Source organism: Allobosea sp. P2_B12 (assembly GCF_056404835.1).
In genome coordinates this window covers 122858-145019 of sequence record NZ_JBFUDG010000001.1, presented here as the reverse complement: position 1 = coordinate 145019, position 22162 = coordinate 122858, and the positions used below count along the sequence as shown (strand labels likewise).

Annotated in this window: 30 protein-coding genes; 5 read left to right on the top strand and 25 right to left on the bottom strand. The window is 68.2% G+C overall.

Annotated elements, in window-relative coordinates:
• Positions 1-91: 91 nt before the first annotated feature.
• The 9 genes from AC1DYU_RS00775 to AC1DYU_RS00735 form a co-directional block, all read right to left on the bottom strand.
• A complete protein-coding gene (locus AC1DYU_RS00775) occupies positions 92-388 on the bottom strand; it encodes a hypothetical protein (RefSeq protein WP_476789997.1) in 297 nt (98 codons plus the stop codon).
• A gap of 60 nt (positions 389-448) precedes the next feature.
• Positions 449-1324 (bottom strand): phage capsid protein, encoded by an 876-nt coding sequence (locus AC1DYU_RS00770; RefSeq protein WP_476789996.1) that lies wholly within the window; start codon positions 1322-1324, stop codon positions 449-451.
• 141 nt (positions 1325-1465) lie between these two features.
• Positions 1466-2461 carry a hypothetical protein gene (locus AC1DYU_RS00765; protein ID WP_476789995.1) on the bottom strand — a complete coding sequence of 332 codons (996 nt, stop codon included), beginning with the start codon at positions 2459-2461 and terminating at the stop codon, positions 1466-1468.
• The gene (locus tag AC1DYU_RS00760) at positions 2458-2847 is read right to left on the bottom strand and encodes a hypothetical protein (RefSeq protein ID WP_476789994.1); all 390 of its coding nucleotides are present in this window, start codon (positions 2845-2847) and stop codon (positions 2458-2460) included. The genes AC1DYU_RS00765 and AC1DYU_RS00760 overlap by 4 nt, the downstream gene beginning before the upstream one ends.
• A gap of 13 nt (positions 2848-2860) precedes the next feature.
• Positions 2861-4456, bottom strand: a complete 1596-nt coding sequence (locus AC1DYU_RS00755) for a portal protein (RefSeq protein WP_476789993.1) — start codon at positions 4454-4456, stop codon at positions 2861-2863.
• Positions 4453-4677 (bottom strand): hypothetical protein, encoded by a 225-nt coding sequence (locus tag AC1DYU_RS00750; protein WP_476789992.1) that lies wholly within the window; start codon positions 4675-4677, stop codon positions 4453-4455. Before AC1DYU_RS00750 ends, AC1DYU_RS00755 begins: the two co-directional genes overlap by 4 nt.
• 1 nt (position 4678) lies before the next feature.
• Positions 4679-5110 carry a hypothetical protein gene (locus AC1DYU_RS00745; RefSeq protein WP_476789991.1) on the bottom strand — a complete coding sequence of 144 codons (432 nt, stop codon included), beginning with the start codon at positions 5108-5110 and terminating at the stop codon, positions 4679-4681.
• Entirely contained in the window at positions 5110-6738 is a 1629-nt protein-coding gene (locus AC1DYU_RS00740) for a hypothetical protein (protein WP_476789990.1), read from the bottom strand. Before AC1DYU_RS00740 ends, AC1DYU_RS00745 begins: the two co-directional genes overlap by 1 nt.
• A gap of 276 nt (positions 6739-7014) precedes the next feature.
• The gene (locus tag AC1DYU_RS00735; protein WP_476789989.1) at positions 7015-7620 is read right to left on the bottom strand and encodes a hypothetical protein; all 606 of its coding nucleotides are present in this window, start codon (positions 7618-7620) and stop codon (positions 7015-7017) included.
• A gap of 621 nt (positions 7621-8241) precedes the next feature.
• Here AC1DYU_RS00735 and AC1DYU_RS00730 point away from each other — a divergent pair.
• Both AC1DYU_RS00730 and AC1DYU_RS00725 read left to right on the top strand, forming a co-directional pair.
• A complete protein-coding gene (locus tag AC1DYU_RS00730; RefSeq protein WP_476789988.1) occupies positions 8242-8598 on the top strand; it encodes a hypothetical protein in 357 nt (118 codons plus the stop codon).
• Positions 8599-8663: 65 nt separating this feature from the next.
• Positions 8664-8888: a hypothetical protein gene (locus tag AC1DYU_RS00725; RefSeq protein ID WP_476789987.1), complete on the top strand. Its 225-nt coding sequence runs from the start codon at positions 8664-8666 to the stop codon at positions 8886-8888.
• Here AC1DYU_RS00725 and AC1DYU_RS00720 read toward each other — a convergent pair.
• The 16 genes from AC1DYU_RS00720 to AC1DYU_RS00645 all read right to left on the bottom strand — a co-directional run bounded on the left by AC1DYU_RS00720 (position 8875) and on the right by AC1DYU_RS00645 (position 19723).
• The gene (locus AC1DYU_RS00720) at positions 8875-9162 is read right to left on the bottom strand and encodes a hypothetical protein (protein ID WP_476789986.1); all 288 of its coding nucleotides are present in this window, start codon (positions 9160-9162) and stop codon (positions 8875-8877) included. The two genes, AC1DYU_RS00725 and AC1DYU_RS00720, sit on opposite strands and share 14 nt — an antisense overlap.
• A gap of 163 nt (positions 9163-9325) precedes the next feature.
• A complete protein-coding gene (locus AC1DYU_RS00715) occupies positions 9326-9589 on the bottom strand; it encodes a hypothetical protein (protein WP_476789985.1) in 264 nt (87 codons plus the stop codon).
• Positions 9586-9945 carry a hypothetical protein gene (locus AC1DYU_RS00710; RefSeq protein ID WP_476789984.1) on the bottom strand — a complete coding sequence of 120 codons (360 nt, stop codon included), beginning with the start codon at positions 9943-9945 and terminating at the stop codon, positions 9586-9588. Before AC1DYU_RS00710 ends, AC1DYU_RS00715 begins: the two co-directional genes overlap by 4 nt.
• Positions 9942-10367, bottom strand: coding sequence for a hypothetical protein (locus AC1DYU_RS00705; protein WP_476789983.1), 426 nt, complete (start codon positions 10365-10367; stop codon positions 9942-9944). The genes AC1DYU_RS00710 and AC1DYU_RS00705 overlap by 4 nt, the downstream gene beginning before the upstream one ends.
• A gap of 3 nt (positions 10368-10370) precedes the next feature.
• Positions 10371-12230, bottom strand: coding sequence for a hypothetical protein (locus AC1DYU_RS00700; RefSeq protein ID WP_476789982.1), 1860 nt, complete (start codon positions 12228-12230; stop codon positions 10371-10373).
• A 96-nt stretch (positions 12231-12326) separates the two neighbouring features.
• On the bottom strand, positions 12327-12842 hold the full coding sequence (locus tag AC1DYU_RS00695; RefSeq protein WP_476789981.1) for a YodC family protein: 516 nt from the start codon (positions 12840-12842) through the stop codon (positions 12327-12329).
• A gap of 5 nt (positions 12843-12847) precedes the next feature.
• Complete coding sequence (locus AC1DYU_RS00690; protein WP_476789980.1) at positions 12848-13324, bottom strand: hypothetical protein; 477 nt, start codon at positions 13322-13324, stop codon at positions 12848-12850.
• Positions 13325-13327: 3 nt separating this feature from the next.
• Positions 13328-14473 carry a DUF7146 domain-containing protein gene (locus AC1DYU_RS00685; RefSeq protein WP_476789979.1) on the bottom strand — a complete coding sequence of 382 codons (1146 nt, stop codon included), beginning with the start codon at positions 14471-14473 and terminating at the stop codon, positions 13328-13330.
• A complete protein-coding gene (locus AC1DYU_RS00680; protein ID WP_476789978.1) occupies positions 14473-15300 on the bottom strand; it encodes a phage Gp37/Gp68 family protein in 828 nt (275 codons plus the stop codon). Before AC1DYU_RS00680 ends, AC1DYU_RS00685 begins: the two co-directional genes overlap by 1 nt.
• Complete coding sequence (locus AC1DYU_RS00675; protein ID WP_476789977.1) at positions 15300-15590, bottom strand: hypothetical protein; 291 nt, start codon at positions 15588-15590, stop codon at positions 15300-15302. The genes AC1DYU_RS00680 and AC1DYU_RS00675 overlap by 1 nt, the downstream gene beginning before the upstream one ends.
• Positions 15590-18043, bottom strand: a complete 2454-nt coding sequence (locus AC1DYU_RS00670; RefSeq protein ID WP_476789976.1) for an MT-A70 family methyltransferase — start codon at positions 18041-18043, stop codon at positions 15590-15592. Before AC1DYU_RS00670 ends, AC1DYU_RS00675 begins: the two co-directional genes overlap by 1 nt.
• Entirely contained in the window at positions 18040-18591 is a 552-nt protein-coding gene (locus AC1DYU_RS00665) for a helix-turn-helix domain-containing protein (protein WP_476789975.1), read from the bottom strand. Before AC1DYU_RS00665 ends, AC1DYU_RS00670 begins: the two co-directional genes overlap by 4 nt.
• Entirely contained in the window at positions 18588-18926 is a 339-nt protein-coding gene (locus AC1DYU_RS00660; RefSeq protein WP_476789974.1) for a hypothetical protein, read from the bottom strand. Before AC1DYU_RS00660 ends, AC1DYU_RS00665 begins: the two co-directional genes overlap by 4 nt.
• Positions 18926-19135 carry a hypothetical protein gene (locus AC1DYU_RS00655; RefSeq protein WP_476789973.1) on the bottom strand — a complete coding sequence of 70 codons (210 nt, stop codon included), beginning with the start codon at positions 19133-19135 and terminating at the stop codon, positions 18926-18928. Before AC1DYU_RS00655 ends, AC1DYU_RS00660 begins: the two co-directional genes overlap by 1 nt.
• Positions 19135-19524 carry a hypothetical protein gene (locus AC1DYU_RS00650; RefSeq protein WP_476789972.1) on the bottom strand — a complete coding sequence of 130 codons (390 nt, stop codon included), beginning with the start codon at positions 19522-19524 and terminating at the stop codon, positions 19135-19137. The genes AC1DYU_RS00655 and AC1DYU_RS00650 overlap by 1 nt, the downstream gene beginning before the upstream one ends.
• Positions 19517-19723: a hypothetical protein gene (locus AC1DYU_RS00645; protein WP_476789971.1), complete on the bottom strand. Its 207-nt coding sequence runs from the start codon at positions 19721-19723 to the stop codon at positions 19517-19519. The genes AC1DYU_RS00650 and AC1DYU_RS00645 overlap by 8 nt, the downstream gene beginning before the upstream one ends.
• Positions 19724-19801: 78 nt before the next feature.
• Here AC1DYU_RS00645 and AC1DYU_RS00640 point away from each other — a divergent pair, with 78 nt between their 5' ends.
• Genes AC1DYU_RS00640 through AC1DYU_RS00630 form a run of 3 tightly spaced genes read left to right on the top strand, consistent with a single transcriptional unit; the run spans position 19802 to position 22160 of the window.
• The gene (locus AC1DYU_RS00640) at positions 19802-20464 is read left to right on the top strand and encodes a LexA family protein (protein WP_476789970.1); all 663 of its coding nucleotides are present in this window, start codon (positions 19802-19804) and stop codon (positions 20462-20464) included.
• 44 nt (positions 20465-20508) lie between these two features.
• Positions 20509-20784 (top strand): hypothetical protein, encoded by a 276-nt coding sequence (locus AC1DYU_RS00635; RefSeq protein ID WP_476789969.1) that lies wholly within the window; start codon positions 20509-20511, stop codon positions 20782-20784.
• Positions 20781-22160 (top strand): hypothetical protein, encoded by a 1380-nt coding sequence (locus tag AC1DYU_RS00630; RefSeq protein ID WP_476789968.1) that lies wholly within the window; start codon positions 20781-20783, stop codon positions 22158-22160. Before AC1DYU_RS00635 ends, AC1DYU_RS00630 begins: the two co-directional genes overlap by 4 nt.
• The last annotated feature ends 2 nt before the right edge of the window (positions 22161-22162 follow it).

Here is a 22162-nt window from a genome sequence, read left to right as displayed (position 1 = left end):
CAGGCCTTCAAACAAGAACCGCCCCGGGGACGGCGAAAGGGCAAGATGCAAATTTGCATCTTGCCCGGTGTCGAAAAGCAGCGCCGGCGGATCAGCCGGCGGTCGCGGTCTGCAGCGCAATGGTGACGTTGCCGGTCAGCGGGACAGCGGTGACGACATAGGTCTTCACGACGGGCGTGCCGCCGTTGGCCATCGAGGCGATGATCACGTCGCCCTTGCGCACGAAGGCGCGGCTGTCGTTGAAGAAACCAGCGGTCTCGACGGTCGCTGCCGCCTTGTCCGTGGCGAAGAAGAACAGGCCACACTGCTGCGCTTGCGACGCCCCTGCGGCAGAGTCGACGGGGACTTGAATGGCGACGCGAGCGATCGAACGCGGAGAATAAGCCATGGCAGGCTCCAGTTTGTGAGGAACGGCGAAAACCGCCGCGCCGTGGCGCGACGGCGCGGATCAGAGCGAGGCGGTGAGCGCCGCGTTGGTCGAGACGCGCAGGCGCTTGCAGCCCTTGGGCAGGATGACCTTGCCGACGGCGGACATGGTATTGCCGGCGAAATAGGCCTTCTTGGTCGCGACATAGTCGATGCGGGTCGCCGCCGCGATCTTGCCGCGCTCGTCGGTCGGCGTCGCGAAGCCGACGCAGTCCTTGGCCCACATGTAGCCGTCGGCCTGGTTCGCGGCCGGGATCGCGAACATCTTCTTCGGCAGCGGGACGAACAGCATGTTGAGATAGCGGCGGGCGCCGATCGCCTTGAGCAAGGGCGTATCGGTCACATATTCGGCCGACGACCAGCCCTTGCGCAGCAGGAGCGCGCCGAGCTGCCTGACGGGGAGCGCGACCGTGTATTGCATTTCCATGCTGTCGCCCTCGTCGCCGATCTGGGTATTGGCTTCGAGGATGTCGGGCAGGTCGATATTGGCCGCACCGCTGCCGATCGTCTCGATATCGGTCGCGGCATCGTCCATGGCGCCGAGGATGATGCGGTCGAACTTGCGGCCGAGCGCCATGCCGCAGGTCGCCTGGGCAATCTGCTGCTCGTTCTCCGACATCTTCTCGATGTCGGTGGTCTTGATCCACTCGTTGGCTTCCCAATCGCGCATGGTCGCCTTGACGGTGGTCCGGTCAGCGTTGAGGGTCGGACGATCCTCGATCGCATCCGACATTTCGGTGGCTTCGCCGTCGCCGGCGACTTTCCACGTTACCTCGTTGCCTTTTTGGCTGGTGGCGGTCGCGGTGGTGCCCTGCAGCGCGTAGCCCTTCGCCTGAAGGACATGGATGGCGCCGGCGATGTATTTCTGTTCGAACCAGGCTGGAGCGCGTGAAGTCATGATGAACGGTCCTGATGATGAGGGTTGCCGACCCTCGGGCCGATTGCCACGGCGCCCGCCAGGTCACCCATCAGGGCGATAGCCGGCAGCGCCGCAGGTCCATCCCGCGATCGCCGCCAAACTGCGCCGTGCGCGGCCCCATCAACCGGGATAGTGTTGCTTGAACAGCCGGTCGGTCTCGCGCGCGAAATCGGCGTCGTAACTGGCCTCTCCGACGCGCCCGCGCGGGTCCGCCATCCGCTTGTCGAGATCGGACTTGCTGACGCCCTGGCCGCTGCCGCCGCCGAGCGCTGGGCCGTCGCCGCCTGCCCCGCCGCGCACGAACTCGACCAGCTGGTTGAGCGCCGGGAAGGCCGCCAGCTCGGCCGAGAGATCGGTCGCGGCCTGGGCGTCGAAGCCCTTGGCCTTGAGCGAGTCGACGAAGGCGACATTGGTCGCGACACGGCGCTGAATCGCGGCGTCGCGCTCGGGCGCCGGCAGGTCCTTTGCATCGGCCGGGGCAAGCTTGGCTTTCTCGGCCTCGATGTCGACCGGCTCATGCACAAGCCCGCCGTCGATCCAACGCGCGAGCGTCTTGTCGATCAGCTTGCTCGCCGCCTTGGTGCCGATGCCGGCTTCGAGCAGATCGTCGCGCAGCCCCTTGAAGGCCGGATCGGTGTCGAAGGTCTCCGTGTAGGGCTTGACCTTGTCCGACCATTCGAAGGCGTAGCCGGCGGCATCGGCCGGCGGCGGCTCGTATTTCGCCTGGCCGTCGCGGAAACCCTTGGTCGCAGTCCAGAGCTTGTCGATCGTCTCTTTCTCGTTGGCGCCGAGAAGATGGTCGGGCAGGCCGTCGGGACGATAGACGGTTGAGCCACCGCCTTCAGCCCCGGCGGCCTGCCCTGCCCCCGCCGCAGCCCCGCCAGCTGCAGCAGCGGCATCTCCTGTTCCAGCGGCCGCCGCGCCGGCGCCACCGGCTGCTGCGCCGCCATCGCCGGCGGCAGCGCCAGCCCCGGCAGCGCCAGCCCCGGCCGCGCCGGCACCGGCAGCGGCCGCGCCGCCAGCGCCACCGCCATCATCGAGGGCGAGCATGATGCGCGGGCCGAAACCCGACATGAGAAACGCGGCCGAGCCGCTACGGAGGAGAAGACGGTTCATGAGCTTGCCTGATCGCGGGTGTCAGCGGGGTCCTCGCGCGCCGCCGCGATCAGCGCCAGGAGGGTGAAAAAGGCGTCGCACAGGCCCTGCCGGCGCTGGGCCATGGCCCAGCCGCGCGCAGGATCGACGGTCGGATCAGCGACGAAGGGCTGCCGCACGGTGTTGTCGGCGAACCATTCCAGCAGCACGGCGCCTTCCGGCGTCGAGAAGATCACGTTCGCCGCCTGCATCGCGTCCATCTCGGACTGGCTGGGCTCGAAGGCCTGCTGCTTCTGCTCTCCGAAGGCGTTGATGTGCGCCATCCGCGCGTCGAGGTCCTGAAACAGGCTCTGGACGGGCTGGGCGTCTCGGGCGGTCATGCGTGACGGGATGGCGGGTCCGGTCATCAGATGGGTTTCCTCATGCGGGAACAGGTTGCGGTTGCGGCGGGCCGGCGGCTTGCTCGGCCTGGGCGGCAGCGAGTTGGGCTGCGGCGTCGGCAAGCTTCCGCTCAAGCGCCTTCTGCTCGTCCTCGGACATGATGAACTCGGCCGGGACGTTCATGCGGCTGGCGAACTCGCGCAGCAGGTCGTCGAGCTTGATCAAAAGCTCGACAGCCTGCGGGCCTTTCAGCGCCGCGACGAGCTGCAGATACTCGACGATCTGCGAGAGCCCCTGCGCCTTGATCATCGCCGCCATCGGCGACTGCACGTCGATCTTGACGAGCAGCATGTCGACGGTGAGCTGCCGGCGGCGCAGCAGGCCGAAGCCGTCGAGGATTTCGGCGACGCGCTTGACCAGCGGCGGGATCGTCTCATTGACCAGGCGGCCGAAGGCGCCGAGGTAATTCTGCGAAACCCGCTTCATCCGCGCCATGATCTCGGTCGCCGAGACCGGCGTCGCGCCCTTGTCGGGCAGCTTGTCGTCGTTCATCGCCGCCTGCAGCTGCATGCGCAGTTCCTGCGTCACGAGCTGGGCGACATCCATGCGCGCCGTCGCCGTATCCATCCGCGTCACGTCGGCGCCGAGAACGCCGCCGGTCGAGGACATCGGCCACCAGGCGCCCGGCGCGATCCGGGCCGTGTTGGGGTTGAACGCCCCGCCCGGCCGATAGGCCCAGATGCCGAGCATCTGGATCGCGGCGGATTTGAGCAGCAGCTCGACGGCCTTGTTGAGCGTCTTGACCGTCGGCAGCGCCAGCATCGCGGGGCCGCGCCCATAGACCTCGCCGGGCACGCGGTGATAGCGCGGCGTCGCCATCGGCGGCGCGCGATGCGTCGCCGTCACGACCGGCACGTCGTCCTTGTCGCTGCCTTCGATCCAGACGGTGAAGGTCCAGCGCTTGCGCTTGTAATCGAACGTCCAGCTTTGATGCAGGTCGATCTCGTCGAAGGCGCCGGAATTGCTTTTCAGCGCTTCGGTGAATGCTTCGGGAAACTTGCCGCGCGGAAACGCATCACGGATGGCCGAGCGCGCCATCTTGGTTTTCCAGTGGATGCCGGCGATATCGCCATAAGGCCCGGCGTCGAGCGCGACCTCGTCCATCGGCAGGCAGACGAAGCGCACCGGGTTGTCGTCGTCGCCCTTCACCGGCATCAGGAAGCCCTGCCCGGCGAACAGATCGGTACACATTTCATTGCAGGCGTTGTCGAACTCGCCCGACATGAAAAACGCGTGGATGTCGGCGCTGACCTCCTCCAGCTCGCGCTTGGCGACGGTCTCGTCGACGCCCGCGCGCTTCAAAGCGCGGCGCGCGACCGGGCCGAGGCCGTATTTGAAGAACGCCTCGCCCGGCGGAAACAGGTCATGCTGCAGCCGGCCGGCGCCGGCGAAGGCCGACACCGGCGCCGTATTGTCGTAGATCTTCTCGATGCGCGAGGTCGGCGTGCCGACGTTCTTCGTCGTCGGCTTGCGATAGGGAATCACATAATCGAACACGTCCTGGTAGAGCGTGTCCCAGGGCGCGCGCGCCGACCAGGCGCGTTCGGCGCGGATCTTGACCGGAGCCAGGCTCATCCGAGGGTCGAGCCCTGATCGGCAACGAGCACGCGGCGGCCGCGCGGCGTGCGCCTGGCCCGCCCGAGCGAGGCTTCCGTGCTGGCGCCGGCGGCGGCCTGTTCCTGCTGCTGGCGCGTCATCGCCACCGCCTGCTCTTGCTTCGCCCGGGCCGTGTCGACATCGGCCTTGACGCGCGCCTTGCGGTCGCTGCCGAACGCCTGCTTGACCATCTGACCCATTTCAGGCGCTCCATTCCCAGCATTCGTGACCGTCGCGGACGCCGACGAAGGACATGCCGAGCAGCCGGCACATCCGCGCACCTGGCCGGTGGCTCTCGCGAACCAGCGCCCGGATGCGGACAGGTCCAGACTCGGCGACGCGCGCCAGCATCAACCGGGCGAGACGGCGCAAGGTCGGCAGATGCGGCAAGGCGCGCCGGTCGATCTGCAGCCACAGCTCGAACAGGCGCTCGCCGGCATGCAGCGGGGCGAGCTGCCAGAGCCCGACGATCACGACGACGGCGCCCGATGCATCGGCGAAGGCCATCGTCTCCGAGCGCACCGACTGCAGCAGCATGACCTGCAGATGCCGCGCCGGCGCCCGCCCGCTCGGAAAGGCCAGCTTCGAGACCTCATGGAACGGCGCCGGCGAGATGATCGAGAGGCCGGACATCAGTGGAACACGTTGAAGTCGGTGTTGCCGATCGGCGCGGCGTGATCGTGCATCTGGCCCGGGCGCCCTGCCCGGCCGGCCTCGGCGATCACGCCGGCGCGACCGCGCAGGCCGAGGATGCCGTATTGCAGGGCGTCGTGTGGGTTTGAGACGAGGTTCTTGACCGGCCCGTCACCATGAGTGCCGTCCGGCTTCTTCGGAAATTTGAACTCGGCCTCGAAGCCCTCGACCAGCTGCGGGCAGCCGATCGGGTCGATGATGATGCCGGGTCGATCGGTGTCGATCATGCGCAGGGCGAGCTTGACCGCCTCGAAGCGCAGGCCGGGCTCGTTTGTCGGCGCCGGCAGGATATGCACGCCGATCGCCGCGCCGACAGCTTCCGCCCAGGCCAGCTCGCCCGCCTGGCGATCGGCGCCGAGGAAGCCGGCCGGATCGCCGGAGTAGACGCCCAGCGGCAGGCCGCGAAAGCGCCCGTGCAGCCACGGCATGACCTGCGCCACGAAACGCGAGATGCCCGTGCCATGTCCCGGCGAGACCTCCTGCAGGATGCGCAGCTGGCCGTAGCTGTCCTCCTGAAACCAGACGATCGCGGGCGTGAGCCCCTGGTCGACGCCGGCATGCAGCGGCACGCCTGGCAGCACCGCGAGCGGGCCGGGCGCGACATGGATGCGGCCGCGGTACTCCCGGGCATAGACCGGCTTGCCATCGCGAGCGTAGCCCGGCAGCCCGTGAACGAAGCGCCGCACGTCCTCCTCGGTCAGCGTGCGGCTTTCCTCCTCGTACTGCTCGAACGTCTTGCCCGAACGGTTCTCGGCCTCAGGCGACAGCCCCGACGGCTGATGGAAGAAATTCAGCGTCGCATCCTCGACCTTGACCGGCGCACGCGGCGCGCCGGTTTCGTCGGTCTCATCTTCGCCAGCGCCGAAGCCGCGACGCTGGCAGGCGAGCCAGAGCGGATGCTTCGGCGCAGGCGGGTTGAAATCGACCGCGACGACGCGCGGCAGCCTTGCGCCCTCCGGCAGCCGAGCGCGCGGCGGGTAGCGGCCGGTGCGGCTGTAGGCGAAGGGGATGACGCGCTCGTGCAGCAGGTCGCCTTCGTTGACCCAGAAGAACGAGCACTCGTAGCCCTTGAGCAGTTCCTCGATCGCGATGTCGCCGACCGCGAAGAAATCGACCGTCAGCTCGACCGGGACCTCGCGCAGCACGCCGCCGACGCTGCGCACCGTCGCGAGCTTGAGGATGTGCTGCGCCGGCCGGTCCTGGCCGCCGGTGAAGTGCGCGCCGCCATAGTCGGGCGGGAAGAACTCGAACCACGATCGCAGCGTCGTCCGGTAGAGCGCCCGGAAGTTGTCGCGCAGCACCGCGCCGCGCACGCGCACGATGCCGTCGGTGCAGACCGGCATGGAGCCGATCGCGAAGCGGATCACCTTGAAGATCGAGCCGACCGTCTTGCCCGAGCCGGCCGGCCCCGTGATGCAGTCGATCGGCCCCTGAGAGCGGATATAGGCCGCGCAGACCGGCCCCGGCGGCACATAGGCCGTCTGCGAGAACAGCGGCGAGGCCGGGATCTCCTCGACCTTGCAGCCGCAGAGATCGGCCACCTGGGAGCGCGTCAGCGATTTGCTCAACGCGCCAGCCCCCCCGACCCGATCGCGAACGAACCACCCCCCAGCCCCCCAGGAGCCAAACTTGTTCGGCCGTGAGTGTGAGATGCGAGACCCCGGCAGGGGGTGCGGGCGCGCGGTTTCGAGGGCGCGGGCGCAGGCGCGGGCGCGCGCAGACCCCCCCGGGGGGGCATGCACGCCCAGGCGCGCGCGGCGGCCGAGGCTGGCGCCCCTCGCACGCGCGAGGATCGGACCCGCTGATTTCCAATCATCAGGTCAACGCATGCTAAGTGCTTGGTATCATTCATCATTCTGCTCATCGTGCGAATGCTCGCCGTGCGAACCCGTTGGCGCAGGCCCGCTAAGCCCTTGATCTTGCTGCACTTCGTGCACGGACATCGCCCGCGCGTCGATCGTCGCCCCGATCCGCGTCACCTCGCCGTCGCGGATGATGATCAGCGGCCGCGCGCCGTCGCCCGTGTGCTCGACCGCGATCGGCATTTTCTGATGGAAGTAGGGCATCAGCTCCTTGGCGGCCGTGATCTGGAGCTTGAGCGCGTCACCGACGCTGGTCGCGAGCACCGTGACGTCGCCGAGCTTCGTGAAATCGGCCAGCACCTTCGCCAGGGCGTGCACGTCCATACTCACGATCGAGGCCAGGAACTCGGCCGGGTCGCGCGCGCCACGCGCCATGAGCAGCTTCTGCAGCTGCAGCGTCGTCCGGTTCACGGACCCGACAGGCCGGCCCGGCCCACGCCTGGCCGGCGGCGCAATCGCCTGGTCCTCGAACAGCGCCAGCTCCTGGTCGAATCCGAGCAGGTCCGCCTGGGCGCCATCCGCAGGCGCCAGCGTGTGCGACACCGAACGCCCCTGATCCGGGCCGGCCTGCGCCGCGACGTCCGCCACCGCTGATGATTTGCCTGCCACGTCGCGCCCTGGTCGATTTCGCCCCTATTTCCAATAGCCGCAGCGCGGCAGCGGCATCGGCCGGTTACAGCGACGATCGGCAACCGGCAATCTGTAACCCGGCTGTAACCGGCAATTCGCGCGTCTTTTCAATGACTTATACACCCACGGTTACAGGGTTACAGAGTTACAATTCATCGCGCATATGCGCGTGCGGTTGATCGCGCGTCACGCGCGAGGGCCGCTGTAACCCCGTAACCGACGCTCTAAGCCGTTGAAATGCCGAGGGAAACGCGGTTACGGATTTGTAACCCGAGGCGTAACCTGTAACCGCCCCGAACCCGCTCGGCAGGGCTCAGGTTCGGCCCGGAGCGACCGCAGGAACATCCGACTGCCCGGTCTTCCCGCCCGGCGCTCGACATCGCGACGAGCCTCAGACCATGCCGGGCCGGGCGGTCCATCTTTGCTGCCATCGGGCCGGGGTGCGGAGCGTTCCGGATTGGAGCGGGTCGGGGTGCGGGATGCATGGGGGTTGATTTCGGACATGTCCGGGCGACGCGAATCACTTGACGATGGCGCGGCTGCGCAGGAGGCTCGCCGGCGGCCGAGGAGCGCGCTGCGATGGCAAGACGCATGAAGATGGCGATGGTGGCCCTGGTCGGCGCCCTGACGGCCGAGGGCGCGGCAGCGCAGGCCGGCGGTGCGAGCGCGCAGCAGGCCAAGGCGCGCATGCATCAGTGCTTCACCGATGCGGCGCGCGATCTCGACGATCAGGTCTCGGATGCGCGCACGATCGCGGGCGCCGCGCTGGCGTCGTGTCGCCAGGAGGAGCTGGCCTCGGCGGCCTTCGTGCTCAGGGAGAGGCCGGGATCAGGCTGGACGCCCGACCAGCTGCTGCAGAACAGCCGGACACAGCAGACCGATGCCGTGACGGCGATCGTGCTCAAGCAGCGCGCTGCCCGGCGCCGCGCGCCCTGACGGCTTGACTCGCGCGCCGCATCGCTTCCTATGTTCCGCTTTCGTTCCTATCGGGAGAGGCGGACATGGTGGACATGCGGGATCTGGCGCTCGCCATCGACATGTGGGACGAGCGCGGCGTGCCGACTGCGGTCGGGCGCGTCCGCAACATCGTCATCGGCCACGCGGTCTATGACGCGGCCGTCGCGCTGTATCCCGCCCACAAGATCACTCTGTCCTGGGGCTGCAGCCTGATCAAGACGTCGCGGCGCGACCCGCCGCTCGACTATCGCGGCCCTAGCCGCCCATGATGAACTGCAGCTCGGGCAGCGTCACGACGATCTCGGGGCTGCCGCTGATCTCGATATGCCGCCCCGCCACCAGCTCGGCATAGTAGCGGCCGCTGGCGGTCAAGCGGGCGCGGGTCTGGCGGGCCTGGCTGCGCATCTCGACCAGGCCGAGATGGGACAGGCGCTTGAACGTGCTCGGCCGGCGCCTGGTGATGTCGAGGAAGCCGGCGCCACCGACGTCCCACAGCGCCGCAAGCGCCCGCTCCTCCGGCTCGGAGAACGGCCGCATGATCATCGAAAGAACCCGCCCCAGTTGAGGAGGGCGAGGAGGATCGCGAAAGCCGCAAAATCCGCCACGCAGTTATGGCGCGACGATGGGACCATTTGACCATGGCAAACCGACGAGACGGCCATGCAGGCGGCGAGCAGGGCGAGGAGTATCGTCTGAGGCAGGCCCATCACAGCCCGTCCCTTTCCGCGATCGCCCTCTCGGCCTCGTTTGCCAGGCGCGTCATCTCGCCGGCGAGCCAGCGCGCGCCCTCGATCGAGAGCGGCGCCCGCACGAACTCATGCCCGCGCTGGTCGAGGCCGAGCACGCCGATCGAGAAGTCGGTGCACATCACGCCGGCGATCGCCGAGGCTTTCAGCATGCCGTCGGGCTCGCGCTGGACGGCATCGAGGTCGCGGGCCTTGTGCAGCTCCTGGACGCGTAGCTCCTTCATGGCGTCGACTCCGGCTTCGAGGCGGACAACCGACGCACATGCGCGTAGACGTCGGGATGGCATTGGATGACGATGGTCGCCTTGGGCACGAACTCATGCGGCATCACCGATGCCGCTCCGGCCGCCTTGATCATCGCGAGGATCGCATGCGCGGTCGCTTCGCTCATGTCGTCGCGGCTCATTTTCAGGCGCTCGATGTCGGAGAGCGCGAGAGGCGCCGGCGCGATATGCGCAAGCGTCGACGTTACGGCGGCCTTCCGGGTTGGGGATGGCTCGAAACAGTTCCGGCAGCTTGCGCGGAAGTCGAGATTGGCCCAGCCGCATTTGGTGCAGGTCCAGTCTGCCCCATAGCTCATGGCGCCCTCCCCGCTTCCATCTCCGCATAGACGAGGTCGGATCGGTAGCTCGTATCCAAATCGAGCCACAGCCTCGCTCCGCGCGCTTGGGACTCGGCGTTAGGGTGGAAGAATTCGCGCACCCAACGCTCACGCGCTATTGGTTCTGCGAGCGTGTAGCGCCGCATTTCATCTTCCATGGCGCTGATCTCGGCCGCGTCGTCTGCGGTGAACGTCTCGTCAGCTTCGACTTGATCTGCCGCGCGACGTGTGCGCCAGCCATCAGGGTCGGTGCCGCAGGCTCGCGCGTGACGGTCGATGGCCTTTCGCAACGAATCTTCAGTTTCGACCAGGATCACGGCAGGCGCCTGAAGTTTGGCGAGCCTGATCACGCGCCCTGCACGCGCGACGATGCGCAGCAGATCATCCGGCAATTCGGCCATTGGTCATCCTCCCTCTGAGTGCTTCGCAAACTTCGCCATGTCGATCAGCACGCAGCGCTGCGACTGCCCTGCGATCTTCACGACGAATCCCTTGTCCTCGACGCCGGCGCCGCGCAGCACGATGTCGGCCGGCCCCTGTTTCAGCGCGTGCATCCAGACGCCGCCCTGCCAGACCTGGCCGGCGAAGATCTTCTCGATCTGCACACCGCGTGGCGGAATCGCGAGATGCACGGCCGTGCGGCCGGGGTCCGGGCGTTTGATGCCGAGCCCGGCCTGCATCAGGATGTCGCGCGCCTTCTCGATCGACATGTCGCCGGTGCCGCTGGCGACCTTCTCCAGCACGTCGCCGACGATCGGCCGCTCGCCGCCGCGATAATTGTCGACCGTCCAGGACAACACCCGTTCAAGGCAGCCGCGCCAGTTGTCGGTCTGCTCGGCCCGCTCCGAGGCGGTCGCGTCGGCGAGCATGCGGCCGAGCCTTTCGATCTCGGTGATCGGCAGCCCGGCTTCCTCGAGTCCCGCATTGCCGAGCGCCAGCTGCGCGCAGGTCAGGAGCACGCCATAGGTGTCGCAGCCGCGCCCGTCGAAGCCGGCCTCGCCGAGCACGTCCTGCCAGTGTCCGAAGCTCGCCTCGAATTGCGGCCACTGCTCCATCATCCGGCGCAGCATCTGCCGGCCGAGCGCGGCCGGGTTTCCCGGCTTGTGGGCCTTGGTCGCGACCTTGTCCTCGCCCTCGCGCTTGACGCGCTTGCGCATGTTGAGCTGGGCGATGCGCGAGCGGTCCTGCGGCGCCAGCGGCGGCGGGTTGATCGAGGAGAAGAAGAAGGCGTTGCGCGCCCGAAACGTCACGCCCTCGTGCTCGGCGCCACCTCTAAACATCTCGGCACCGGATGCGGCGAGCCGCGCCAGCTTGACCACGGCCATGACCTTGCGGTTGTCGGCGTCCGCCTCCAGCTCGTCAACCGCGACCGGCAGCGAATCCTGCTTGACGCGCTGGTAGATGCCGGCGGCCGTCGTGTCGGCCGAGGCGTGCAGGATCGGGCCGAGCACATCCTTGAACAGGCCCTGCAGCGTCGACTTGCCGTGGCCGCGATCGCCGGTGACGAACAGCGTCGGGCGCCAGTGCAGCGCCGCGCCATAGAGCGCCGAGGCCATCCAGCCCAGCGCGAGAACCGGGTCGAGCGTCGGCCGCTCCCATTCCCAGCTCTGCAGCGCCAGCAGCAAATCATGGCCGGGGCTCTCGGCCTCGTCGATCGATTCAGACCAGGGCGTGGTGATCGGCGGGCGGCGGGCATAGAACACGCCGGCGACGTCGCCGGGCGGCGCCTCCTGCAGCTGGCCCTTCTCGACCAGGTAGAGCGCTTCGCCGGAATGCCAGATGAAGCGGCCGCGCTCGTCGGTCCAGCCGCCGCGCCCTCTGACCTTGTCGCCGGGGTCGAACAGGCCGCGCTCGCCGCAGGCCTTCATCAGGCAGGCGCAGGCGGCGTCGGCGTCGAAGCCGTTGATCTTGGCGACGCGCTCGCCATCGCTGCCGGGCTTGGAGCCGCCCCAGCGCGGCCAGGCCCAATAGGGATAGTTCGGTGTCAGCGAGAACAGCGCCGCCAGCGTCTTCTTGTTCCATTCGGCGGTCGAGACCGCGATCAGCTGGCCGAGCGTGTCGACCAAGTAGCAGGTCTTGCCGTCGACGCCGAGCGGGATCACCGGGCAGCCCGGCGGGATCTGCTCGACCGGGAAGCCCGGCCATGTCCCGGGGAATATGCCCTCGCGCAGCTCCTCCGGCGCCGGGTCGAGCAGGGCCGGCCGGCGCCCCTGCTTCTCGGCATCCTTGAACTGGGCGCGAACCGCTTTTTTGCCGACCTGCATGGACGTCTCGAAAAGGGCCGGCGCGCGTCACTGGCGCACGCCGGCCAAGGCAAGGGGAGGAAACGACGCAACAGACGCAACGCAACGAACGGGAGGTCAGAACGGCAGGTCGCCGCTGCGCTCGCCGCGATCGGTCGCGGCGTCGTAGAGCTGCAGGCACTCGCCGGGCACATCGAGCTGTTCGACCACGCCCTTGCGGCTGTAGATCAGGGCGTGGCAGCCGCAGCAGTCCAAGCCCTCGACCACCATGGCGTGGCCGCCCGACTTGAACTGGACGACATCGCCGAGCTTGAACGTGGGATGCGCCGCCGGCCCCTCCGCGTTGCCGCAGGCGACATCTGCGCTATCCGGCGCCCGGGCAAACTCCGGGAAATCCGGCCCGGCCTCGACGCGATCGAACACGACCTCCGTCTCGATGATCCCGAGATTGCCGGCCGCCGTCCGCAGCAGCATCCGATCCAAACGCAACAGGCGCTGGATGTCCCGCAGGCGGTCGATATCCGCTGGCGGCACATCGACGAAGGCCATCAGATTGTTCGGCCAGTTGTGCCGAACCATGATGGCGCGCTGCTCCTGTTCGAGCTTGGCGACCTCGTGCTTGACACGCTTCACGCCCATCACTCCACCGCCTTCGCCGGCGGCCGCGAAAACTCGCTCGGCGCCATCGGGTCGTCATGCTCCTCCAGCGGCGTGCCCTCATGGTCGGGCTTCACCTTCGGCCGCGCCGCGATCTCGGCGGCGCGTTCCTTGGCCGCTATCCGCGCCGCCTCGACGCGGTCGGCCTCGTCGAGCGCGTTCGACACATCGCGGAAGACCGCGTGAAACGTGATGAAGGCCAGGCTGATCATCGGCGGCAGCACCGCGAACGGCATCTTGCCGTCATGCAGGCCGAGCGCGCCCGCCCTGATCCACAGCGCCTCGGCCGGCGCCCGGTCGTTCTCACGGGCGAAGTGCAGGAACGCCCCGCGCTTCATGCCCCAGGCCCTCTGCGCCTTCTTGCTTGGCTCACCACCGCCCAGGAACCAGGCCTCGTCCTCCGAGACGGCGAAGGCGGCGTTCATCGCCGCCCCTATGGCCTTGTCGTGCATCTTCATGGGTCACATCCTCAAAAGGTCGTTGAAGTCTTTGCCGGCGATCGCCGCCATCTGCGTGATCGGCTTGCCGTGCGCTTCGAGCAGCTGGATTGCGTGCTCGAACTGGTTGACCGCCTGCTGCGACTGCCAGTCATTGTCGCGGGCGACGATCGCGTCGCCGACGCAGGGATGGTCGAGATAGACATTGCCGAGATTGCCGAGCGAGGTCGCGGCCCAGACGCGCGCCTCCGGCGCCGCCTGCCCGAAGGTGGCGCAATCCTCGAGTCCCTCGGCATTGATCGTCACGGGCAGATCGGCGAGATGGGCCTGTTGCGTCACCTGTTCGGGCGAGAGGTTGCCCCGGCCATGGCAGACGCGGATCACGCTGCCGGCGACGAGACCGAACATCATTTTGGCCTTCGGCACATCGGCCTTGTCGCTGCCGTCGGGTTGGAGCCAGGTGCAATGCACCGCCGTAATCGCGCCGACCCGGTTGCGCAGGGCGCAGACGATCGCCGGGAAGCACGGGCCGGGCTTGACCTTGATCCGGCGGCCGCCGACCTCGTCAAAGCTGGCGCCGGCAAAGTATTCGAGCGCCGGATGGAAGCGGATGTCCTGGTAATTGAAGCTCGGAATGTCCAGAAGCTCGATGCCGCGCATCAGGAAATAGGTCGAAGCCGGCGTGCCGGTCAAACCGACCTTGGCCGACATGAACAATTCGCAGGCGCGGCGCATCCGCCGCTCGATCTCGCCGGTCTCGGCCCTGGCGGCGCGCAGCTTGCGTTCATGCGCCAGGCGCTGCAGCCGCTCGCGCTCGGCCTGGCCGAGCGTGGCGATGCCGAGCCAGTCCTTGGCCCAGCCGATCGCCTTCTTGCGGTCGTCGACGCGGTTGCCGCCGGCGCAGACTAGATAGGCGATCAGGTCGATGATGTCGCCGCGATCGCCGCCGGCGATGAAGGGCGCGTTGACGCCGGCATAGTCGACCCATTTCCCGGCCGTCGCCCCGCGCAGATAGATCTTGAACGAGCCGGCCGTGCGGTCGCCCCGCGTCGGGTTCGGCGCCTCGTACAGCCCATTGATCACGCGCCCGCCGGGCACGAGCTGCTGCACGAGCGCATCGACCCGCCCCTGCAGCATCGACCGGATGGTGGCGATCGAGACGTCGGACATTACAGGCCGCCCGGCATGGCGTTGTGCTCGACGCCGTCGAGCAACCGGCCGGCGGCTTTCTTGCCGAGCTTCACCAGTCGTTCTTCCGGGTCGCTGATCGGCCCGAATTCAGCCAGACGCTGCGGGGCCTGACCATCGGGCCACCACTCGCCCCACTGCTTGAAGAAAAAGGCGACGCCTGCGGTCTGGCACTGGCGCAGGATCGAGCGCACCCAGTCGGGATGCATTGGTCGGGCGTTGGGCCCGCTCTCGCCGCCGACGATGACGAGATGGATGCCCGTCAAGTCGATCTCGCCAAGATCCTCAAGCAGCGGCTCGACCGACAGGAAGCGCACGGCCGCAGGCACGGCGCGCAGATGGTCAGCGTTGACCAGGCGCTTGCGGTCCTCGATCGTGGTGCCGAGCCAGACATGCGACCAACCTTCGCCCCACTCCGGCGCGCCGATCGCCGGCGTCGGCAGCATCTTCGCGTAGTTCTGCGGCCGCTTCGACAGCAGCAGCCAGTCCAGCGCTCGGCACTGGTCGATGATGTGCCAGGCGTCGTCGCGCCATCGGCTAGGCACCTGGTTGTCGGCGATGTCCATCAGCGAGCCGCAGAAGACGCGGTGCCGCTCGCCGGCGGCGATCGCCTCGCGGTTCCAGCGCAGCGGCCTGTGGCGCGTCTCGGCGCTGGTCTGCCGGCGCTCGCCCTGCCAGAGATGGGCCTGCCCGTAGCGCTTCGCCCAATCGGCCGCATAGCAGAAATCGCAGGCCGGAGAGAGCCGCGTGCAGCCGATCCACGGGTTATAGGTGTGGCGCGCCCATTCGATTTTCGTATCAGCCCCCATCACGCGCCCTCCCCACGGTTCAGCGCCGCCACGACCAGCTCGCAGAACTCGCCCCGGATCAGGCTGCAGCGCGGGCCGTAGAACACGCCCTGGCCGCGCGGCGGCATCACCGCCCGGGCGGCCTCGCAGGCATGCTGCAGCGTCACCATCAGCGGCCGGACATCGGCCGAGGATTGCACCCGCGTGATCCGGCCATGCCGGTCGGGCGAGCAATTGGCCCAGGAGCCGCGCCCGCGATCACCGGCGATGATGCGCCAGCCATCCGAGGCCAGAACGGAGCGCCATTTCATCACGCGCCCTCCCCCAGCATGTCGGCCTCTCGGATGGCGCGGCGCATGTCATCGAGCTGGGAGCGCTCGTCGACCGACTTGCGTTTCAGGAAGGCCGGGATGCTGTCTTCGGCGAGGTCCGCCGTCGCCGGCATCGGCGCGACGTCATGGAACCCGGCCTCGTCGACATAAGACCAGCCCTCGACGCGCACGCCGTCGATCCATTTGAAGGCCGTGACGACATAGGCGCCACTGGTCGGATACTCCGCGACCGGCGTCAGCATCTGGCCGCTGACGGCGATGATCTTGTTGTTGGCGTGAAGACTGACGGGGCAGCTGCGCTTGCCCTTGCGCTTCTCGCCTGAGTACTGCGCTCGGTCTTCGTCCTGCCATCGCGTCCGGATGACGCCGAGGCCTTCGATCAGGCCGAGATCGAGGCCGAGCGGCGGCGCCTCCATATCAACCCACACGCCGCGTTCACGGCCGACGGGACGACCGCCCTCGCCGAGCTGCAGGCGATAAACCCTCTCCGGCAGCACCAGAGCCCTAGTCTTGCCACGCGACGTCTCAGAATAGGCGATCGACGCATCAATCAGGCGGCGGCCGAAAGCCTCCATCGCCTCACCAGGCTCGCGGCGCTCGCCGAGCAGACTGTGAAACCCCGTCTCGGACGGGAACGGCCGGTTGAAGTCGAGCGCATAAATCGCAGTTCCGCCGAAGGCGCCATGGTCGATCTCGACGATCGCGCGGATGTCACGATGCTCGACGATGAAGTGCCCCGCCTCGCCCCAGCGAGGAATCTGGCCCAGCGCCGCGATGCCGGCGGCGCGGACCGCCATCGGGCGGGCGTTGCAGGCGCTGCCGAAATGCTCGCCGCCATTGGCTTTGAGGATGCACGCTTCCATCATCTCGCGCGGGAAACGGGACGCCTCGACGTCGCCAGCGCTCATGAATTTGTCGAGCTGGTCGATCTGCGCGCGATAGATCTGTTTCAGCTCGTCGAGATCGTCGGAGAGGTCCGGAAGATATGACCGGATGCGGATTTCGCGCGCGTGTTGCGTATCAACATAGGCCCGCCCCTTCTTGCCCTTGGCGGGCTTAGCGGGCAGCGCGACCGGCTCGGCCTCGCCCTCCTCCGGCGCCTCATTGCCCCACACATCCCAGGCCTCGGACGCCGCGACGCGCGCGAACAGCTCGATCTTCGGCAGGGTCGGGAAATACTGCTCGATCATCTCGCGGACGATCGCCGGCTTTTCGGAGTGCCGCCCCTTCGGTGCCCGGATCACGCTGCTGCGTTGCGTCCCGGGCGCCGGGCAAGGCGGGTTGCCGCGCGTGCCGATCAACAGCAGCTCATGGTCGACGCGCGACCAGTAGCCCAGCCCTGGCGCCCCGCCTTCCTTGTCCCAGCAATATTGCGAGACGTAGACGAAGCCCCAGCTTTTGAGCATCGCATGGGCGTCGAGCTCCATCGGGACGGTCGCCCACAGGAACAGCACGCTATCGTCGGCGGCGATGTCCTGGACCGGCAGCGCGCACAGCTCCGCCGTCGACATGGTCGGGTAATGGTTGTCCGGCGAGCGATCCATGCCGGTGTCGCGCGAGCGCGAGGCGAAGGACACGGCTGGATCTGCGTAGATCACGCCGTATTTCTTGGCTGGCAGCGCCCGCTGCTTCGCGCCGAGCGCGACCTCGCGCGCTGCCCGCTTGACCTTCTTCTGCGCCGTCAGCGCGTCCTTCTGCGCCTTGATCACGCCATAGAGCGCCGACGGGCTTGCCGTCTTGATCAGCCGGGTCTGCTCCTCCTTCGGCAGATGCGCCAGCGTCTCGGCCGCCGAGACCGCGACGGTGCCGGCATCGACCGCGGCGACCAGCTCGGGCGCGCCCTGCTCGGCCACGGCCCGGGCCGACGCGACCGAGCGCGGCGAGACGTTGAGCGCCTTCGCCGCCGCCGCGATCGTCATGGCGGGCACTAGGGCCGGATCAAGCTGCAAATTTGCATCTTGATCGACCCTGAGCCTGACCCCGCCATGCGAGCCCTTGGCGAGGCGCCCTGCGACCATGGCGCGCTGGCCCTCGTCGAGGTGCCGGCGGTGCAGGTTCTTGTCGATGACATAGGCCAGCGCATCACGGCCGATCACGCCGCCGAGGCAAAAGTCGATCGACAGATGCGCCGTCGCCGGCTTGCCCCGCAGCTTGGCGAACTCCTCCTCCGTCAGCATGCGGCAGGCGATCGCCGCTTCGACCACCCAATCGGGCGTCGGGCTCAACGGATAGCCGAACACCTCGAAGCGCAGCTTGACGCCCTCCTGGCGGCAGGCGCGGTAGCGGTTGCGGCCGTCGAGGATCTGACCCTGATGCAGCACGACCGCCTCGCGCAGCCCGTTTTTGCGCACGCTCTCCCGCAATTCGAGAAAAGCGTCGCCCTCGATCAGCGGGAACAGATTGGCGAAGTGGTGGAAGGAGATGTCTTTCATGCCGCCCCCCTTTGAACGAAGGCGCTCGCGTCGCGGTCGAGCAGGGCGCCCAGCGCCATCAGCTGCAAATCGAGCGCGCAGCCGTCGTCGCGGCGGGCCTCGATGCGCTGCACCACCATGTTGATGCGGTTGCCGGAGACCCCGTAGAGCCGGGCGAGCGCCTTCTGCGGCAGCCCCAGCTCGACATGGGCGAGATAGATCGCAAGGTTGCGGGCGCCCCTGGGATCGACCGCCTGGGCCATCGCTTCGAGATGGCGCGCGGCGAGTGCCAGCAGCAGCGCCGCCTCGCGCGGCCGTTGCGCCTCGCGGCTGGCGAGCGCCCGGGCGAGCCGGCGCAATTCCGAGCCGCCGGGCTGGCGCTCGCCGGCGGCGTAGCGCAGATAACTGGAACGCGAGAGCCCGGCGAGCCCGGCCAGGGCCTCGCAGGAGAGCCCGGCTTCGCGGCGCCCGGCCTCGATCGCCGCCATCATGGCGCGGGCGTCGCGCAGCGGGATCGCGCGGGCATCGGGCAGCTTGGTCGCAGCCAGGATGACGCCTTGCAGGCTCATGCGCCTGATCCCGCATCGCCCGTGACAACGTGAAAGAACGCGACGGGCAGGCCGGCGGCCTCGACATCGACGGCCGAGATCGCCTCGCCCCGCCCCAGCTTGCGGGCCAGCGCCTGCTTCGCCTCCTCCAGGAAGACCGGATCGAACAGCCAGACGGGTATGACGCCATAGCGTTCGAGCTGCGCCAGCGCGGCGCGCGCCCGCTCCTCCCACACCGTGGGCGAGGCCTTGAAGTCGCTGGAGAAGTACAGCGCCAGCGCGCAGACCGCGCGCTCCCGGTGCAGCGCGGGGTCGATGCCGGCGAGCACCGCCGGTTTCGGCAGCTCCCGGCCCATCAGCGTGGCGCGTCCAGATCGTCGCGGCGCGGCTCGCCGCGCGCGATGCACCAGGCCGCGACGCCGAACAGGAAGGCGAGGCCGCAAGGCGTGATCGCATCGCCCCAGGCCTGCATCGCCAGCGGCCACAGGCCGATCAGCCCGAAGACGCAGGCGAAGGCAAGATAGAGGCGCGCGAACGGATCACGCGGCACGACATGGCGCGACATCAGGCTTGCTCCGGTGAGGACGGGGGTGAAGACGGCGCCGCGCCGATCGCGGCGAGCAGAGCGAGGAAGCCGCAGGCGAGCGCGTAGGGCGTCTGCTCATGGCGGACGGCGGCGGGATTGTCGGAGGCGACCTGCAGCGCGAGCTTGCGCAGCTCCTCCAGCGTCAGGAATTTGCCCAGCGCCTCGAAGGCGGTGCCGCCCTCGACGATCCGGCGCACGAAGCCGATCGCCTTGTCGCGCTCGCGCTCGCCGATCGCGCCGACCTCCATGCCGCGATGGTCGAACAGCATCGCCTTGATCAGCAAGGCTGACTCCGTCGCCGGCTCGGCGAAGCGCGAGCGCGACTCCACCGTGTCGAGCAGGTCGGCCTTGGCCAGCGCCTCAGCCATTGCTGCCGGCCTTCTGCTTGGCCTCGACCAGCGCGGTCGCCGCCCTGTCGAGCTTGGCCAGCGTGTCGGCCCGGCCGGAGCCCGGGATCTTCTCCAGCCGGCGATAGGTGGTGCGGTCGATGCCGGCCATGCGGCAGAGGTCGCCCTTGCCGATCTTGTTCGCCTTCCGGCGCATCTCGATGGTCGCGATGTCGGACAAGCCGGCCTCCTGCGAATCACTCTTGATGCTGAAATAGCTATGTGAAATATTTCATCATCGCAAGTGGAGCTAATCAGCGTGGCGTTCATCGAACTGGGGGGCAGTATGCAGCGCATCATGCGCCCCCAGGACACCACCCGGGCGTGGCTGCGATACGTGATCGAACACTCGGGCAACCCGTCGATCCGCCAGCTCGCCATCCGCTCCAAGGTCGATCCGTCGACCCTGTCGCGCTTTCTCAATGACGAGGACGTGGACCACGATCTGTCGCGGGCGACCGTCGACAAGATTGGGAAGTCGACCGGCATCCCCTTCGGCGCCCATGTCGACGGCCGCAAGCCAATGGCATTCGAGGAGGAGGCGGCCGCCTATCAGATCGACAGAAAGAGCAACGATCCTCGCATAAACGACGCGATCCGCTATCTTCTGCAGGGCCAGCCCGGCCTTGATCCATGGGTACTCAAGACACGCGCGCTTGAACTCGCCGGCTATCTGCCGGGCGATGTCGTCCTGGTCGACCTCAACGCCGAGCCCGAGGATGGCGATGCCGTCGTGGCGCAGCATTACGACCTGCGCACCGAGACGGTGTTCCGCATCTACCAGAAGCCATACCTCGTCGCCGCCGCCGTCGATCGCGTCACGCGCCCACCGCTCGTCGTGGACGACCGCCGCGTGATGATCCGGGGCGTGATCATCGCGACCTTTCGCCAACGCAAAGGCCATCTCGCATCAGCCGCCTGATGAAGGCGTGTTGAATTATTTCAGCATGCGTGCATTATTGCCGCATGCCAGACTTGACGCTGTCGCTCGAAGAGACCGCCACACTATGCAAGCGCAAGCCGCAGGGCTTCCGCCGCACCTGGCGTCGGCTGCGCCAGGAGACCGGCTTTCCCGCGCCGCTGCCGGGCCTCGGCCTGGTCTGGTCGCGCAAGCTGGTCGAGGCGTGGATCGAGGGCATCGCGGTCGCAAGGCCGCCGGCGAATGACGATGCGCCGGTCGATCTCACTGGGGTGATCGCGGCGCAGAACGCCATGCTGCGTGAGGAGATGGCGCGGCGATGACGGGGCGGGAAAGGGCGGCGATGGGCAAGGTTCTGGTCAAGCTGCCGAACGTCACATGGCGCGACGGCCGCCCGCGCTTCAATCCCGGCAAGCCGATCGTCGCCATGGGCTACAAGAGCCAGGTCCTGCAGCATGCCGACGGCCGCTGGTTCTCTTTCGAGGAGGCCCATGCCTGGGCGCTCAAGCGCGCCGCCGAGATCGAGGCGCGCCGGACCGCCAAGGCCGACACCGGCCGCATGCCGGCCCGGCCGAAGGAGCGCCTGCTGACGGTCGAGGGCCTGTTCGACCTCTGGACGCGCCACCCGACGATGCAGGGCAAGACGGTCGAGGAGGGCAAGCACGTCTTCAAGGCCAAGAGCCAGGCGACCGTGACGAGCTACAAGCAGAAGGCCCGCGTCATCGAGCAGGAGGCGCCGGAGTTGTGGGGCGCGGCGGTGGCGGCGCTCGACAAGGTCATCCTGTTCAACCTCTACGAGCGCATCGCGGTCCGGCGCGGGCTGGCGACGGCGGTCGGCTGCATGCGCACCCTCTCGGCCGCGCTGTCCTTCGGCATGCGCCGGGGGCTGGCGCCGTTCTCCAGCAACCCGGCCGAGATGATGGGCATGGAGACGCCGGCGCCGCGCCTGCGCGTCGGCGAGCGCGAGGAGATGGATCATCTCATCGCCACGGCCGACCAGCTCGGCCGGCCCGAGATCGCCGATTGCATCATGCTCGGCCTGTGGACAGGGCAGCGCCAGAGCGAGCGCATCGACCTGATTGACGAGGGCCTGCTCAACAACCGCAGGATCTTCCGCCAGCGCAAGACGGGCGCGATCGTCGCCATCCCCGAGGCACCGCGCCTCGCCGCCCGCCTGGTCGCGGCTAAGGCCAGGCGCAAGGCGATCTATGACGCACCGCGCGAGGACCGGAAGCCCGCGCCGATCAGGCGGATGGAACTCGTCATCGACGAGAAGGCCAACACCCCCTTCAAGCCGGACTATTACCGCCACGTCTTCGCGGCGATCCGCGAGGTCGCGGTGCACGGCCTGGTCGAGACGGCGGCCGGCATCTGCATCGTGCTGGTCGACGACAGCGAGGCCCGCGCCATCAGACACTACCTGCCGGGCCTGCGCGGCCTGCTGGCGGGCGAGGCCGAGAAGGTCGCTACCCTGCCGAGGCTCATCGCCCCGATGCCGGCGCTGGCCGGCTTCCGCGACCAGGACCTGCGCGACACGGCCGTGACCTGGCTGGCGCTCGCCGGCGCCACCATCCCCGAGATCGCGGCCGTCACCGGCCACAGCCTGCAGTCGATCACCAGCGTGCTCGAACACTACCTCGCGAGGCATCCCGAGCTGGCGGACCATGCCATCGCCAAACTGGTGACATGGCATGGATAACG